Origin of the sequence: Paucibacter sp. DJ2R-2 (genome assembly GCF_025717675.1) — a bacterium.
GTDB lineage: Bacteria > Pseudomonadota > Gammaproteobacteria > Burkholderiales > Burkholderiaceae_C > Paucibacter_A.
Window position 1 is genome coordinate 381,353 of the sequence record NZ_JAJIRT010000004.1, and the last position, 14,233, is coordinate 395,585.

14 protein-coding genes are annotated in these 14,233 nt (G+C 67.8%); 6 read left to right on the forward strand and 8 right to left on the reverse strand.

Annotated elements, in window-relative coordinates; genetic code table 11:
• Positions 1–4 precede the first annotated feature (4 nt).
• From LNV28_RS13020 to bufA2, 3 genes are read right to left on the reverse strand one after another with little or no spacing between them, the layout of a single operon-like run.
• A complete protein-coding gene (locus LNV28_RS13020) occupies positions 5–871 on the reverse strand; it encodes an HvfC/BufC N-terminal domain-containing protein (protein ID WP_263517971.1) in 867 nt (288 codons plus the stop codon).
• On the reverse strand, positions 868–1,755 hold the full coding sequence (bufB, locus tag LNV28_RS13025) for an MNIO family bufferin maturase (protein WP_263517972.1): 888 nt from the start codon (positions 1,753–1,755) through the stop codon (positions 868–870). Before bufB ends, LNV28_RS13020 begins: the two co-directional genes overlap by 4 nt.
• 40 nt (positions 1,756–1,795) lie before the next feature.
• Positions 1,796–2,059: a BufA2 family periplasmic bufferin-type metallophore gene (bufA2, locus tag LNV28_RS13030; RefSeq protein ID WP_263517973.1), complete on the reverse strand. Its 264-nt coding sequence runs from the start codon at positions 2,057–2,059 to the stop codon at positions 1,796–1,798.
• Positions 2,060–2,554: 495 nt separating this feature from the next.
• On the opposite strand from bufA2, the gene LNV28_RS13035 reads away from it, so the two are divergent.
• Together LNV28_RS13035 and LNV28_RS13040 are read left to right on the forward strand one after the other, a co-directional pair.
• Entirely contained in the window at positions 2,555–3,853 is a 1,299-nt protein-coding gene (locus LNV28_RS13035) for an AmpG family muropeptide MFS transporter (protein ID WP_263517974.1), read from the forward strand.
• Positions 3,850–5,415: a glycoside hydrolase family 10-like protein gene (locus tag LNV28_RS13040; RefSeq protein ID WP_263517975.1), complete on the forward strand. Its 1,566-nt coding sequence runs from the start codon at positions 3,850–3,852 to the stop codon at positions 5,413–5,415. The genes LNV28_RS13035 and LNV28_RS13040 overlap by 4 nt, the downstream gene beginning before the upstream one ends.
• Before the next feature lie 74 nt (positions 5,416–5,489).
• On the opposite strand, the gene LNV28_RS13045 is transcribed toward LNV28_RS13040, so the two are convergent.
• Positions 5,490–6,623, reverse strand: a complete 1,134-nt coding sequence (locus LNV28_RS13045) for a DUF2332 domain-containing protein (protein WP_263517976.1) — start codon at positions 6,621–6,623, stop codon at positions 5,490–5,492.
• 81 nt (positions 6,624–6,704) lie between these two features.
• Here LNV28_RS13045 and LNV28_RS13050 point away from each other — a divergent pair, with 81 nt between their 5' ends.
• Complete coding sequence (locus LNV28_RS13050; protein WP_263517977.1) at positions 6,705–7,403, forward strand: Crp/Fnr family transcriptional regulator; 699 nt, start codon at positions 6,705–6,707, stop codon at positions 7,401–7,403.
• Here LNV28_RS13050 and LNV28_RS13055 read toward each other — a convergent pair.
• Positions 7,400–8,260 carry a sterol desaturase family protein gene (locus LNV28_RS13055; RefSeq protein ID WP_263517978.1) on the reverse strand — a complete coding sequence of 287 codons (861 nt, stop codon included), beginning with the start codon at positions 8,258–8,260 and terminating at the stop codon, positions 7,400–7,402. The two genes, LNV28_RS13050 and LNV28_RS13055, sit on opposite strands and share 4 nt — an antisense overlap.
• Before the next feature lie 47 nt (positions 8,261–8,307).
• On the opposite strand from LNV28_RS13055, the gene LNV28_RS13060 reads away from it, so the two are divergent.
• Complete coding sequence (locus LNV28_RS13060; protein WP_263517979.1) at positions 8,308–8,913, forward strand: Crp/Fnr family transcriptional regulator; 606 nt, start codon at positions 8,308–8,310, stop codon at positions 8,911–8,913.
• On the opposite strand, the gene LNV28_RS13065 is transcribed toward LNV28_RS13060, so the two are convergent.
• Together LNV28_RS13065 and LNV28_RS13070 are read right to left on the reverse strand one after the other, a co-directional pair.
• Positions 8,903–9,391, reverse strand: coding sequence for a glutathione peroxidase (locus LNV28_RS13065; RefSeq protein WP_263517980.1), 489 nt, complete (start codon positions 9,389–9,391; stop codon positions 8,903–8,905). The genes LNV28_RS13060 and LNV28_RS13065 overlap by 11 nt on opposite strands.
• A gap of 22 nt (positions 9,392–9,413) precedes the next feature.
• Complete coding sequence (locus LNV28_RS13070) at positions 9,414–10,289, reverse strand: DMT family transporter (RefSeq protein WP_263517981.1); 876 nt, start codon at positions 10,287–10,289, stop codon at positions 9,414–9,416.
• Between the two features lie 305 nt (positions 10,290–10,594).
• Here LNV28_RS13070 and LNV28_RS13075 point away from each other — a divergent pair, with 305 nt between their 5' ends.
• Positions 10,595–11,533 carry a hypothetical protein gene (locus LNV28_RS13075; protein WP_263517982.1) on the forward strand — a complete coding sequence of 313 codons (939 nt, stop codon included), beginning with the start codon at positions 10,595–10,597 and terminating at the stop codon, positions 11,531–11,533.
• Between the two features lie 84 nt (positions 11,534–11,617).
• Here LNV28_RS13075 and lplT read toward each other — a convergent pair whose 3' ends face one another.
• Complete coding sequence (gene lplT / locus LNV28_RS13080; RefSeq protein WP_263517983.1) at positions 11,618–12,898, reverse strand: lysophospholipid transporter LplT; 1,281 nt, start codon at positions 12,896–12,898, stop codon at positions 11,618–11,620.
• A gap of 203 nt (positions 12,899–13,101) precedes the next feature.
• Here lplT and alr point away from each other — a divergent pair, with 203 nt between their 5' ends.
• Positions 13,102–14,217, forward strand: coding sequence for an alanine racemase (gene alr / locus LNV28_RS13085; protein WP_263517984.1), 1,116 nt, complete (start codon positions 13,102–13,104; stop codon positions 14,215–14,217).
• Positions 14,218–14,233 lie beyond the last annotated feature (16 nt).

Consider the following 14,233-nt stretch of genomic DNA (forward strand, 5'->3'; position numbering starts at 1 on the left):
GCGCTCAGGCGCTCGGTTCTTCCAGGGGCAGGAGCAGCTGATCGGCCAACCAGGCCTGCAGCATGCCAACCACCGCCGGCGCAGCAGCGGCCTCACACCCAAGCTCCAGGGCGGCTTGCTCGCAAAGGTCGCCAAAGACACGACCAGCAGCCAGGGCCTGGAGCAAGCGCCCTTCCAGCGGCGGCAGCGAACGCCAGCGGGTTTCCAATGCCGGGCGCCAGATCAGGCAGACATGGGTCAGCGGATCGGGCGCAGCCAAGGTGGCCTCGCCTACGGGCTCCTCCGCGCGCAAGCGGCGCCAGGCCGGCGCCACCGCCCAGTCCAGGTTCAGCAATTGCACGCCGGGCCGCAGGCGCAGACGCAGGCCGGGCCAGTCCTGGGGCGCCAGTGCCTGCAGGGCCTCTCGGCCCAGGGCCGGGCTGTCGGCAGCGTCAAACGCCATGCGCAAGGCCCAGTCCATGCGGGCCAGGTCGACCAGGGCCGCATGGGGCAAGACCTGACCCCAGGACGAAGGCGATGCCGGCAGACCCTCAGGCGGCCCGGCCAGCTGGCCAGCCATGAAGTCACCCAGGCGATCGCCCCACCAACGCAAGGACGGCGTGCGCGGCGGATGGGCATGCAGATAGGCCAGGCCCAGGGCCTGGAAATCCTCGTCGCCGAGGGCCCGGTGCAGGACCAGATAGTTGTCGCGCAGAGCGGCCAGCAGACGGGCCTGATAGGCATCCTGGTACACCGCCAGGCCCTGAGCCGCGCCGGGCTCGCGCAACAGGCCATGGCCCGCGCCAAGCTGCCCGCGCACGGCGGCTTGCAAGGCACGTTGCTGGGCAGCCAGGGCCGCCAAGGGCGGGCTCGTGTTCACCATCTTCATCATGCCGCTTCCCGGGTGGGCGCCAGGGCCTGATCGCTGCGTCGCCGGGCTTGGTCCAGCTCATCAAGCAAGACATCCAGGGCCGGGATCTGGTCATCACGTTCGATCATGGTCGGACGCGCACCCAGGCGCTGCACGGTGTAGGCATAGAGCTGCCAGACCGCTTCGCTGACCGGTTGATCGTGGGTGTCGACCAGCAGCCCATCGCGCTGCTCATGGCCGGCAAGATGGATCTGCCGCACCTGCGCGGCCGGCATGAGGTCGATGTAGGCGTGAGCGTCGAAGCCATGGTTGCGGCTGGAGACGTAAACATTGTTGACGTCCAGCAGCAGGCCGCAGCCGCTGCGCCGCAAGAGCTCGGCCACGAACTCGGCCTCGCTCATCTCGTCGCCGGCAAAACAAACATAGCTGGACACGTTCTCCAGCAGCAAGGGGCGCTGCAGGACATCCTGGACCTCGGCCACACGCGGCAGCAGATGCTGCAGTGCCGCCTCGGTGTAGGGCATGGGCAGCAGATCGTGCAGTTGCTGGTGATCCACGCCAGTCCAGCACAAATGGTCGGACACCCAGGCGGGCTGCACGCAGTCGGCCAGGGCCTTGAGCTCGCGCAGATAGGCCCGGTTCAGCGCGTCACTGCTGCCGATGGACAGGGACACGCCGTGCATGACCATGGGGTAGTCGCGCCGCAGGCGGTCCAGGTGCTGCAGCGGAGGGCCGCCGGGCACCATGTAGTTCTCGGAAATGATTTCCAGCCAATCGGGCCGGCGACCGGCGGGCAAAGGCTGGGACAGCGCCGCGTAGTGTTCGCTGCGCAAGCCCAGACCGAAGCCTTGGATGGGAGCTGAAGCCCCGGCCGGGCCCTGCGATCGAGTCAATGGAACAGGCATGGCAGGGCTCCGGTCGATCTTGAGTTGACTTGGGGCCGGCTTACTTCAGCACCTTGCCACCGGCCGTCTTGCATTCCTCGGCGGTCTTCTTCGAAACCCAGCCTTGGCCCTTGCAGCTGTTGTGGCCCTTGCATTCGCTCTTGGCGGTCTTGCACTCCGAGCTGCCCTTGCAGCTGTTGATGCCGGAACACTTGACCATGCCGTCGTCGGCCGCCTGTGCGGCGCCGCTGAAGGCGGTGGTGGCGAACAGAGCTGCGGCGGCGGTGGCGATGCTCAGGCCGGTCTTGAGGGTGCTGTGGTTCATAGGAACTCCTGGTGAAGGTCAAGGGACAAAGTTGGAGGGAAACAAGCTCGACAGATCACGCTGTCCTGGTGTGAGTCGCCGCAGTGGCCTCGGCCTTACAGACGGCATCAAGTTTTTTTCGGCGGCTCAAGGTCTGGAAGATGACGGGCCGGTTGCGGCACCGATCGGTCGTTCGCTGGAATTGGAATACGAGCGCAGAGCGCGCGGAGGACCGCAGAGGTCGCAGAGAAGAGAGCAGGCTTTTTTGGTCTCAGCGTCCTCTGCGGTCCTCAGCGAGCTCTGCGTGCTGAAACCTCTTTGCGAAAGACGGTTCAGTGCCGAAAAGCGAAGGCGCATCGCGCCCACGAGGGTTTGTCTGCAGCACCGGCACGCAAGGGGCTGGCCGGCGACCAAGATAATGGGCGGCGCGCACTGAGTTGGCCGGTTGGGGCTGAGCTCAGCGCGCCTGCCCCAGCCCCGCTGCCCCTGGATTGCCTGCCCTTGCCTGCCGCCCGCATGACCGCCCCTCGTTCGCACGACCTGCCCCGCTCCCGCCAGCCCTGGCTCTGGATCCCTTCGCTCTACTTCGCCCAGGGCCTGCCCTATGTGGTGGTGATGACGCTGTCGGTGGTCATGTACAAGAACCTGGGCTTCAACAACACGGACATCGCGCTCTACACCAGCTGGCTCTACCTGCCCTGGGTGATCAAGCCTCTGTGGTCGCCTCTGGTGGAGCTGCTGGGCACCAAGCGGCGCTGGATCAGCGCCATGCAGTTTCTGATCGGCGCGGCCCTGGCCGGCGTGGCGCTGACGATCCCGGGCGAGCGGGCACTGCAGATGACGCTGGCCCTGTTCTGGCTGATGGCATTCGCCTCCGCCTCGCACGACATCGCCGCCGACGGCTTTTACATGCTGGCCCTGCCGCAGCGCAGCCAGGCGGCTTTCGTCGGCGTCCGTTCCACCTTCTACCGCCTGGCCAATATCGGCGGCCAGGGCGGCTTGGTCTATCTGGCCGGCGAGTTGCAGGAGCGCACCGGCAGCATGGTCACGGCCTGGTCCTGGGTGTTTGGCGTGGTGGCGGCCTTGTTCGGCCTGCTGGCTCTGTGGCACAGCCTGTTCAGCCTGCCGCGCCCGGCCAGCGACCGACCGTCCGGCATCCAGCCAGGCCAGCTGCTGCCCGAATTCCTGCGCGTCTTTGCGCTGTTTTTCCAGAAGCCGGGCATCTGGGTGATCCTCGGCTTCCTGCTGCTCTACCGCTTTCCCGAGGCCCAGCTGCTCAAGCTGGCCACGCCTTTTCTGCTCGACCCGCCGGCCCAGGGCGGCCTGGGCCTGAGCACCAAACAGGTCGGCATCGCCTACGGCACCGTGGGCCTGACAGCCCTGACCCTGGGCGGCCTGGTCGGCGGCTGGGTGATCTCGCGCCTCGGCTTGAAGCGCGCGCTCTGGCCCCTGGTGCTGGCCATGCATGTGCCCAACATCGCCTTCCTGGCCATGGCGCTGTGGCTGCCCGCCAATCTCTGGCTGATCAGCGGCGCCCTGGCCGTCGAACAATTCGGTTATGGCTTAGGCTTCACCGCCTACCTGATGTACATGATTCTGGTGGCCGAGGGCGAGCACAAGACTGCCCACTACGCCATCTGCACCGGCTTCATGGCCCTGGGCATGATGTTGCCGGGCATGTGGAGCGGCTGGCTGCAGGACCAGCTCGGCTACACCGCCTTTTTCGTCTGGGTGCTGGTGGCCACCTTGCCCTCTTTCGCCATGGCGGCCCTGCTCAAGATCCCGGCCGACTTCGGCAAGAAGATCGAAGCATGAGGCGACGTCTGCTCCTCGCCAGCGGCCTGAGCCCGGCCCTCGGCTTGAGCCTGGGCGGCTGCGCCGACACACCGCTGCAAGGCGGCAGCACCCAGGACACGCCGCGCCTGCGCAGCGCGCCCGAGCTGGCTGCCCTGGCGCCGGCGGCGCCGCGCGAGTTCCGCGCCGTCTGGGTGGCGACCGTGGCCAATATCGACTGGCCCAGCCGCAAAGGCCTGAGCACGGCCCAGCAGCAAGCGGAAGCCCTGGCACTGCTCGACCTGGCGGAGCAGCTCAAGCTCAACGCCGTGATCCTGCAAGTGCGGCCCGCGGCCGACGCCCTCTATGACTCGCGCCTGGAACCCTGGAGCGAGTACCTGAGTGGCCGCCAGGGCCAGGCACCCGAGCCCTTCTACGACCCGCTGGCCTTCTGGATCAGCGAGGCGCACCAGCGCGGCCTGGAGTTGCACGCTTGGCTGAACCCCTTCCGCGCCCGCCAAAGCCAGGCCGCCAGCGCGCCGGCGGCTGGCCACCTGAGCCGCAGCCAGCCGCAGTGGGTGAGGAGTTATGGCGATCAGCTCTGGATCGACCCTGGCGAGCCCGCCGCCGCCGAGCACACCCTGGCCGTGGTCGAGGACCTGCTGCGCCGCTACGACATCGACGGCCTGCATCTCGACGATTACTTCTACCCCTACCCGGTCAATGACAGCAGCGGCCGCGAGCTGGACTTCCCGGACGAGCCCAGCTGGAGCCGCTATCGCGAGGGCGGCGGCACGCTGGGCCGCAACGACTGGCGGCGCCAGAACGTCGACCAGCTGGTTCAGCGCCTGCAACAGACCGTGCGCGCGCTGCGCCCCGAAGTTCGCTTCGGCATCAGCCCCTTCGGCATCGGCAAGCCGGCGCTGCGCCCCGAAGGCATTGCCGGCTTCAGCCAGTACGACAAGCTCTACGCCGACGTCGAACGCTGGCTGAGCGAGGGCTGGGTCGATTACCTCGTGCCCCAGCTCTACTGGCCGATCGCACAGAAGGCGCAAGCCTTCGGCCCCCTGCTGGACTACTGGCATGGCCAGAATCCGCTCGGCCGGCATGTCTGGCCCGGCTTGTTCAGCAGCAAGGTGACTGAAAAGGCCGACAGCTGGCCGGTGGACGAACTGGTGCAGCAGATTGCGCTGCTGCGCGAACGCCGCCCGGGCAGCGGCCATGCCCACTTCAGCATGGTGGCCCTGGCGCAGAACCGCCGCGGTCTGGCCGATGCGCTGCGCCGGCACAGCTACCCGCAAGCCGCCCTGGTGCCTGCCACGCCCTGGCTGAAAACCGCGGCGGCCGCGCCGCCGACGCTGGCTCTGGAGCGCGGGCTGGACGGGCTGCTGCGCTTGCGCCTGTCACCGCAGACCGGCGCAGGTCTGCAGCGCTATGCCCTGTGGCTGCAGCGCGAGGGCGACTGGGAATTCCTGGCCACGGCCTTCACCAGCGGCGACCGCGCCCTCGAACTGGTGCTGCCGGCCGCCGGGCTCAGCGGTCTGGTGCTGTCGGCGCTTGATCGTTGCGGCAATGAGAGCGCTCGCCAGGGCTACAGCTTCTAAATCGCCCAGGCTTCCTCAGGCCAGGGGCGCATCGTCATTCAGCGACAGCCCCCACGCGTGAGCAGCGGCGGAGCTCAAACGCGCTGCCCACCGCTCATGCCATCGAGGCTGTGCAGCCAATGGCCATGGGCATGAGACCAGGCCAGAGCGCGCTGGCGCAAGTGCCCCTGTTCGGCCCATTGCAAGGTCCAGAGCGTGGCGCTGTCGGCCGACTCGCCCGCCGGGGCCAGTGGCAGAGCCAGGCCGGCCGGACGTAGATCGGCGGTTTCGGCGCTGAGCCAGAGCAAGCCGTGGCGGTGCATCAAGCCCTCGACCTCGGCGCTGTAGGCGGCCAGGGCCGGCGCGTCGAAGTAAGCCAGCACCCAGCTGTTGAACAACACCGGCTGCGCGTCGGCAGGCAGCGCCTCCAGCCACTCGGCCAAGCGCAACAGCCCCTGTTCGGCCTGCTGCACCGGGTGGCGGGCTGCCCGCGCCTGCACCAGGGCTTGGTTCAGACGACGCGCCCGGGCGCTGTCATGGGGCCAGAGGCAGGCACGCAACCAGCGCACCGCCGCTTCATCCTGCACATCGACCGGCACCAGATCCACTCCAAGCCGGGCTTGCAGGCGCCAGGGCTTGCGCGGCGGCTCAGCGGCGCTGCGCCACTGGCAGGCCACGGTCGGCCGATCGGGTGCCGCCGGGGCGCCGAGCTGGAAGTGGCCGTAGTCATAACGGTAAGCATCGACGCCCAGATTGAGGCCGGCACTGCAGCCGAAATCGAACAGGGCCAGGTCTTGCCTGCCCGTCTGGGCGGCGATGGCGCTGAGCGCCGGCCAGAGCACGGCGCAGCGGCCGATCTCATTGGTCTGGGTGCTGCGCAGGCGCAGATGCTCAAGCAGGCGCGGCCGCTCCGCCCGCACAAAGTGGTGCAGGGCGTCGGCCAGTTCCGCGTCGGGCGCACGCTCGCCACCGACGCTGGGGTAGTAGGCCGCCAGCGCATGGGGCACGCCGGCCAGCACCCGCTCGTGCAGGGCCGCCAGCAGCAGATTGGGCCGGGCCTGCTGCTGGGCCCGCACATGGGCCATCAAGGCCAGCAGCTCGGGTGAATCGGCCACGATCTGGCACAGGGCCACATAAAGCGGGTCGTTCGGACATTCCTGCGCGGCGAACTGGCGGTACTGCCGGGCCCAGCGCTGCAGATCGGTGGAAGGGGTCAGGTCGTCATCCATGGCTCCCAGCTTACGAGGCTGGCGCCCGGCACAATGTCGGGAACCCGACATTCATGCAAAGACGCGTCTTTTGCCTTCACCATGGACCGCCCGCCCCCAGCCACCAGCGCCAACGCCGCCTTGCAAGCCCTGATGTGCGCCAACTTCCCCGAGCTGGACGGCGCGCTGATGCCGGCCGAGGCCGTGCTGCAAGGCAGCGTCAGCCTGCGCCGCCTGGCCCGCGGCCGCACCCTGTTCGCCCAGGGTCAGCCGGCTTTGGCTTTCTACGGCCTGGTGGCGGGCGAGATCGAGGCGCGCTTCACCGGCCTGGACGGCACGGTCTCGGTGCTGGAGCATGTGCAGGCACCGCGGCTGTTCGGCCTGGCGGCCTTTGCGGCCGGCCAGGCCGCCAGCTATGAAACCCTGGCCACGCAGAGCAGCCAGGTCCTGGTGATCGACCCGGCGGCCTATGCCATGCTGATGGACCGCTGGCCCGGCTTTGCCCGCGCCCTGATGGCCGAGTTTGCGCGCCGCTACGACGGCACCTTGCGCCTGCTGGAGGCCTCGCGCCACCGCAGCGCGCCCGAGCGTTTTGCATTGGCCCTGGCCCAGCTGCGCCGTGACCGCGCAGCCGGCCCGCCCGACGCCCAAGGCTGGCAGACCCTGCGCGCTACCCAGGCCGAGCTGGCCGCCGTGGCCAACCTCTCGCGTCAGACCGTCAACCAGCTGCTGCAGCAAGCGCAGGCCGAAGGCCGGCTGCGCTGCAGCTATGGCCAGCTGCATCTGCGCATCGTGAGCTAGCCGCGGCAGCAAGCCGGCAACCAGGTCTGTGGCGCCGTGCTGGCAAACAAACCCAGGCGCGCCGGTGCCCGGCCCGGGCGGTACACAAAGCTGCCGAAGAGCTGGTCCCACAAGGGAATGGCGGTGCCGTAGTTGTGGGCCTCGGCTTCGACCACGCTGTGGTGCCAGCGATGCAGCTCGGCGCTGCCGATCAAGCAGTTCAGCGGCCCCAGGCTGCCACGCAGATTGGCATGCACGGCCAGGCCTTGCACTTGCATGAACAGGGCCGCCCACAACATCACCTCGGCGCTGAAGCCCAGCAGCAGCCAGGGCAAGAGCCGCGCTGCCTGGTTCCAGGCGGCATTGAGCGGATGGGCCAGCACCGCATTGGCAGCATTGAGCTTGGCGGGCTGGTGGTGCAAAGCATGAAAGCGCCAGAGCCCCTCACGGCGATGGGCCCAACGGTGCAGGGCAAAAGGCCCCAGCTCGCCGATGGCGATGGCCAGAGGAAGAGCAACGACGGCCGGCAGTGTCGCCAAAGCGCCGGGCGAATCGGCCTGGCCGGGGGCCCAGCGCAAGACCAGGGCGGTCAGCAAGAAGGCGCTCAGGCTGTCGACCACGGCATTGAGGCCCAAGAAGGCAGCGTCTCGGGCCAGCTCGGGCCGGCGGGCTTGCCAGTCCGGGCTCAGCGGCCACAGGCGTTCGGCCAGCATCAACCAGGCCAGGGCGGCCAGGCCAACCAGGGCAAGGGTCTGCTCATGGGGCCAGCCGCGCAGCGCCCAGGCTGCAGCCGGCAAGGCCGCCAGCAAAAGCAAATGAGGCCAGTTGCTGGCGTGGAGCAGGCGCAGGGCGCCTTGAGTCAAGGTTCGCAGATTCATGCCGCCATGCTGGGGCCGGCAGCGCGCTCATGCATTAACCTCGGTTCATGCCCAAGTTAGAAACTGCCCCGACCTGCCCGATTTGCGGCCCGGCCCTGCTGGCCTATCTGCAGCAGTCGCCCGCGCGTCTGGCGCGCTGGGCCGCCCTGCCCCGCTTGGCGCTGCAACGGGGTCAGGTCTTGCTGCGCGCCGGTGAAACGCCGGCGGCGCTCTGGTGGGTGGAGCAAGGTTTGCTGCGCGCCAGCTTCCTCGACGCCAGCGGCCGCGAACGCAACCACGCCTTTTATCCCGAGCAGCAATGGCTGGGCCTGCCCGACCCGCCCCAGCCCAGCCCGGTGAGCCTGGAAGCGCTGGAAACCAGCCGCCTGTGCGTGCTGCCCTACGCCGCGCTGCAGCAATGGCAGGCCGAAGAACCGGGGCTGGCCGAGCTGCTCTGGCAAGGCCTGAGTGCCCAGGTCCAGCGCCTGACGGCGCGCGAGCAGCAGTGGTTGATGCTGGACGCCGGCCAGCGCTACCGGCGCTTTCTGGCGGAGGAGCCGGAACTGGCGCAGCGCCTCAAGCAGCGCCAGCTGGCCAGCTATCTGGGCATCACCGATGTGGCGCTGTCGCGCATCCGGCGACGCCTGCGGGAGCAGGCCGGACTCAGCCTTTGAGGGCCGCCTCGATATCGGCGCTCATTTTCTCAGGCGCGTCGTTGGGCGCATAACGCTTGAGCACCTGGCCATCGCGGCCAACCAGAAACTTGGTGAAGTTCCACTTGATGCCCTCGGTGCCCAGCAGGCCCGGCTTCTCGGACTTCAGCCATTGCCAGAGCGGGTGGGCGTCGGCGCCGTTGACCTTGACCTTGGCCATCATCGGGAAGCTGACGCCGTAGTTCAGCTGGCAGAAGGAGGCGATCTCGCTGTTCTCGCCCGGGTCCTGGCCGCCGAACTCATTGCTGGGGAAGCCGACCACCACCAAGCCCTGCTCACCGTAGCGCTTCCAGAGTGCTTCCAGGCCCTCGAACTGCGGCGTGAAGCCGCAGGCGCTGGCGGTGTTGACGATCAGCAGCACCTTGCCGCGCTGGCTGGCCAGATCGGCCGGCGCGCCGGCAATGGAGACCGCCTGGAAGTCATAGACGCTTTGGGCCATGGCGCAGATCCTCTCGATGAAATCAAGTTTCTATAGTAGCCGGGCGCGGCCGCTCCAGCGCCGAGAGCAAGGCCGCCGCCAGGATGCAGGCGCCGCCGACCGCGGTCTTGAGGTCCAACTGCCCGCCACCTAGCCAGAGCGCTGACAAGGCAGCCACGGGCACCTCGATCAGCATGACGATGGCGGTGACATTGGCCGGCAGGCGCCCGGCGCCGTACTGCAGGGACAGATTGGAAAAGAAGAACAGCACTGCCATGGCCAGTAAGGGCCAGAGCCAGCCGGCGTGAGGCAAAGCCGGCCAGGTGATCAGGCCGCCCCCGGCCATGAGGATGGCCGCGCCGCCGGCCACAAACACACCGCCGCTGAACATGGCCAAGGCGCGGGCATGGGCGCTGCGCCCGGCTTCGCGGCGCAACATCACATTGTTCAGTGCAAAGCAGAAGCCGCCGAACAAGCCCAGACCATCGGCCAGACTGGCCGGCCAGGGCAGGCCGCCACCCTCGGGCGCCAGCACAAAGGCCGCGCCGCCCAAGGCCAGGGCCATGCGCAGCAGAGCCAGGCCGGTCAGGCGTTCGCCCAGGATGAAGCGCGCCAGCAGCACCGCCCACAGCGGCATCAAATAAAAGAGCAGTACCACCCTCAACACATCACCCAGGGCGACGCCCCAGTTGAAGGCGGTGTTGGTCAGGCCGGCTGCCAGCATCACCAGCCAGAGCGAGGGCGTGCGCAGAAACTCGGCCCAGGCGCGGCGGTCGCTCAGCGACACCACCACGAGCGACAGCAGGTAGAGCGCGACCGTGGTCCAGAGCGGGTGCAGACCGGCGGCTTGGAACTGGCGGAAGGGCCACCAAGACAGGCCCCAGACCAGGGCATTGAACATCAGGGCGAGAACAGGCATGAGCGGAGCAAGCCAAGCGCCGCGCAGCGGCAGCCGGACCAGGAAAGCCAAGGGATGGGGGAAGCGCTTGCAGCCGGCGGCCGCAAGCGGTTGGTCGGCCGCAACAGGGCGGCAAAAAAAGGCCGGGAAAGCGCTTGAAAACACTGGCCTCGATCGGGTCGGCCGGCCAACAATGCCCAGGGTTTATAGCATGGCGAAATAGGGCCGCCTGGCTTTCAATCGCTGCAAACCCGAGGGTGCTGCCCGCCCGGCCGGCCGCCCGCCCATCTGCAACGCTGAGCTTTGTAAAAAAGGGAGAGTCTTCCTTGGATCATCTGGCCTGCTTCAAGCCGGGGGACCTGCTGTCCACCCCGGCGCCTGACCTGACAAGCTACCGCTGGCGCCTGCTGGCCCAAGGCGATTCCTGGTTCTCGAACTCGGCCGCCAAGCTCAACGCCCATGCCAATCTGCTGCAAGAGATGGTCTTCAAGGCCCCGGTCTGCGCCGTCAACTGCGCCGGCTCGGGCGAGGCGCTCAGCCATATGGTGGACCTGGAGTCTGCGGCCGATTTCGTCGGCCTGCTGAGCGGCGAAGCGGCCCTGGCCTGGGACGGCGTGCTGCTCTCGGTGGGCGGCAATGACCTGATCTCGGCGGCCCAGACCCCGGCCCACGGCGCCGACGGCCAGGATGTGCCCCTGCACCTGCGCCTGATCCGTCATCAGACCGAATGGGGCGCGCCCTCCGCTGGCGTGGCCCGTTACTTCTCGGAACCCGGCTGGCAGACCTACAGCGATTACCTGCGCACCAATGTCCGCCATCTGCTGACCCTGCGCGACCAGGGCCCCTCGGCCGGCAAGCCGGTCTTTATGCATTGCTACGCCGTGCCCATGCCGCGCCCGGCCGGCGCCGACGACGGCGGCCTGGGGGCATCCGGCCCCTGGCTCTACCCGGCTCTCAAGGCCTATGCCCTGCCCAGCGCCGATTGGGCCGCGGTCAGCCGCCTGATGGTCTTCCACCTGGCCCAGCTGCTCAAGAGCATGGCGGCCGACAAGGAGCAGTTCCCGGGCCTGCATGTCTTCGACTCGACCACCGTGCCCCTGGCCCCGGCCACACCGGGCACCAGCGGCAGCAGCGGCGACTGGCACAACGAGATCCACCTCAACCACAGCGGCTGCTTCAAGATCGCGCGCGCCTGGTCCGAGCACATCGAGGCCGTGCTCGGCGGTGTCAAGACCGTGGAGCCGGCCGCGCGTCGCCGCAACTGAAGGCCAGGCTGCGGCCGAAGAAAAGCCCGCCGCAAGAGTGCTTGCTGGCGGGCTTTCTTTTTCCGGTCAGAGCGGACCGGCTGCTCAGTGGCACTCGTCGCAACGCGCCAGCACCAGCAGGCGCTCCACCTCTTCACGGTGCTGCACACAGTTGCGCTCATGCCAGCGCTTCACGATCCACATGGTCACGGCCACGATCAGGCCGAGGATGGAGATGGCGATATAGGCCGACAGGCCGAACCGCGTCATGCCGGTGTAGAGCGCGCCCAGGCCCAGGATGCAGGCCTGTTCGTTGAAATTCTGCACGGCGATCGAGCGGCCCGCGCCCATCAGGTTGTGGCCGCGGTGCTGGAGCAGCGCATTCATGGGCACGACCAGATAGCCGCCGATCATGCCCAGCACGATCAGGAAAGGCACAGCCGCCCACAGATGAGTGATGCCGTTCAGCACGATGATGAGTACGCCCATCAAGATGCCCAGCGGAATGACCTTGGTGGCGCGGTCCAGGCGCATATACATCGACGCCACGACCGCCCCGACCGCCGTGCCCACCGCGACCACGCCGCCCAGATTGGAGGCCTGCGTGGTGCTGTAGCCCAGGGCCAGCGCCGCCCAGGAGAAGACGATGATGCGCAGATTGGCCGACACGCCCCAGAACAAGGTGGTGGTAGCCAAGGAAATCTGACCCAGCTTGTCCTGCCAGAGGCGGGAGTTGCAAGAGGCGAAATCACGCACCAATTCCACCGGGCTGTGCGCCAGCGGCTGCAGCGGCGCCTGGGTGCGCGGGATGCTCAGGTTGAACACCGCAGCGATCACATAAAGAATCACCAGGCTGCTGATGGCGGCCTCGGGCGCGGTGTCGATGCCGGTGGTGATGAAGGGCATGTCAATGCCCAGCAGGATGGGCGACAGATGCGGGCCCACCAACTGACCGCCGAGCAAAATGCCCAGGATGATGGATGCAATGGTCAGGCCTTCAATCCAACCATTGGCCTTGACCAACTGCGAGGGAGGCAGCAGCTCAGTCAGGATGCCGTACTTGGCCGGCGAGTAAGCCGCCGCACCCAGGCCCACCACCGCATAGGCCAACAAGGGGTGCGCACCAAACAGCATCATCAGGCAGCCGAAGATCTTGATCAGGTTCGAATAGAACATGACCTTGCCCTTGGGCACGGCATCCGCGAATGCACCAACAAAGGGCGCCAGCACCACATAGAAGAGCGCAAACATCGGGCCCAGCGCGGGAATCTGCCAGGCCGGCGCTGCCGTGCTCTTCAGCAATTCGATGGCGCCGACCAGCAAGGCCTGGTCCGCCAGCGAGCTGAAGAACTGCGCCGACATGATGGAAGAGAAGCCTTTTTTCATGAACCCAATCGGTACTGCGGGGAAATGTCGAGCAAGGCGCAAGGCGACGGGTGCACGCCGACGCTCACGCTAGGACGGTCTGTTCCGGGTTTTCCCCAGGCTGCAGCCACGCCCGTGGCCGCGCCCGGTTTATAGCACGCAGCACTTTCACGACGCTCTCACCATCCCAAGAACAGGGCGGGCGGGGTGCCACAATATCGGGCATGCCACGCCCGATCGAAGCCCTCATCCACCTCCCTCACCTGGCCCACAACCTGGCGCGCGCACGCGCCTGCGTGCCGGACGCCCAGGTCTGGGCCGTCGTCAAAGCCAATGCCTATGGCCACGGCATCGAGAACGTCTTCGAGGCCTTCCGGGCTGCGGACGGCATCGCCTTGCTGGACCTGGACGAAGCGCAGCGCGTGCGGGCCCTCGGTTGGCGCGGCCCCATCTTGCTGCTCGAGGGCTGCTTCGAGTCGCGGGATCTGGAGCTCTGCTCGCGCCTCAAGCTCTGGCATGCGGTGCACTGCGAACAGCAGATCGACTGGCTGGCCATGCACAAGACGCACGAGCCGCACCGCGTCTTCCTGAAGATGAACAGCGGCATGAACCGCCTGGGTTTCAGCCCGCAGGCCTTCCGCGCGGCCTGGACCCGGCTCAACGCCCTGCCCCAGGTGGACGAGATTTCGCTGATGACGCATTTCTCCGATGCCGATGCGCAGCGCTTTGGCAAAGACGGCATCGCCCACCAGGTCGCCGCCTTCCAGGCCGCCACTGCCGACCTTCCCGGTGAGCGCTCACTCTCCAACAGCGCGGCTACGCTGCGTTACAACCAGATCGAAAGCGTGCGGGCCGACTGGGTCCGTGCCGGCATCATGAGCTATGGCGGCGTGCCCGACTACCCCGAGCATGACGCCGCCCATTGGGACCTCAAGCCCGGCATGAGCTTGCGCGCCAAGGTCATCGGCATCCAACATCTGCAGCCCGGCGACACCGTCGGCTACGGCAGCAGCTTCACGGCCGACCGGCCCATGCGCATCGGCACCGTGGCCTGTGGCTACGCCGACGGCTACCCGCGCCATGCCGGCAGCGGCACCCCGGTGCTGGTCGACGGGCAGCGCAGTGCCACGGTCGGCCGGGTGTCCATGGACATGCTCGCCGTCGACCTGACCCTGCTGCCGCATGCCGGACTCGGCAGCGAAGTGACGCTCTGGGGCTTGAGCAGCCGCGGCGCCGTGCTCGGCATCGACGAGGTGGCCAAGGCCGCCGGCACCATTGGCTATGAGCTGATGTGCGCTCTCACCAAGCGCGTGCCGGTCAGCGTCGTGCATGGCGACTGAGCGGCTGCGGGTGGCG

Bases quoted from the DNA above. Each gene is read 5' to 3' on its own strand.
- LNV28_RS13050 (WP_263517977.1), top strand. From the start codon at position 6,705: ATGGACCGCCCGCCCCCAGCCACCAGCGCCAACGCCGCCTTGCAAGCC.
- LNV28_RS13065 (WP_263517980.1), bottom strand. From the start codon at position 9,391: ATGGCCCAAAGCGTCTATGACTTCCAGGCGGTCTCCATTGCCGGCGCG.
- bufB (WP_263517972.1), bottom strand. From the start codon at position 1,755: ATGCCTGTTCCATTGACTCGATCGCAGGGCCCGGCCGGGGCTTCAGCT.
- alr (WP_263517984.1), top strand. From the start codon at position 13,102: ATGCCACGCCCGATCGAAGCCCTCATCCACCTCCCTCACCTGGCCCAC.
- bufA2 (WP_263517973.1), bottom strand. From the start codon at position 2,059: ATGAACCACAGCACCCTCAAGACCGGCCTGAGCATCGCCACCGCCGCC.
- LNV28_RS13055 (WP_263517978.1), bottom strand. From the start codon at position 8,260: ATGAATCTGCGAACCTTGACTCAAGGCGCCCTGCGCCTGCTCCACGCC.
- LNV28_RS13020 (WP_263517971.1), bottom strand. From the start codon at position 871: ATGATGAAGATGGTGAACACGAGCCCGCCCTTGGCGGCCCTGGCTGCC.
- LNV28_RS13060 (WP_263517979.1), top strand. From the start codon at position 8,308: ATGCCCAAGTTAGAAACTGCCCCGACCTGCCCGATTTGCGGCCCGGCC.
- lplT (WP_263517983.1), bottom strand. From the start codon at position 12,898: ATGAAAAAAGGCTTCTCTTCCATCATGTCGGCGCAGTTCTTCAGCTCG.
- LNV28_RS13040 (WP_263517975.1), top strand. From the start codon at position 3,850: ATGAGGCGACGTCTGCTCCTCGCCAGCGGCCTGAGCCCGGCCCTCGGC.
- LNV28_RS13035 (WP_263517974.1), top strand. From the start codon at position 2,555: ATGACCGCCCCTCGTTCGCACGACCTGCCCCGCTCCCGCCAGCCCTGG.
- LNV28_RS13045 (WP_263517976.1), bottom strand. From the start codon at position 6,623: ATGGATGACGACCTGACCCCTTCCACCGATCTGCAGCGCTGGGCCCGG.
- LNV28_RS13070 (WP_263517981.1), bottom strand. From the start codon at position 10,289: ATGCCTGTTCTCGCCCTGATGTTCAATGCCCTGGTCTGGGGCCTGTCT.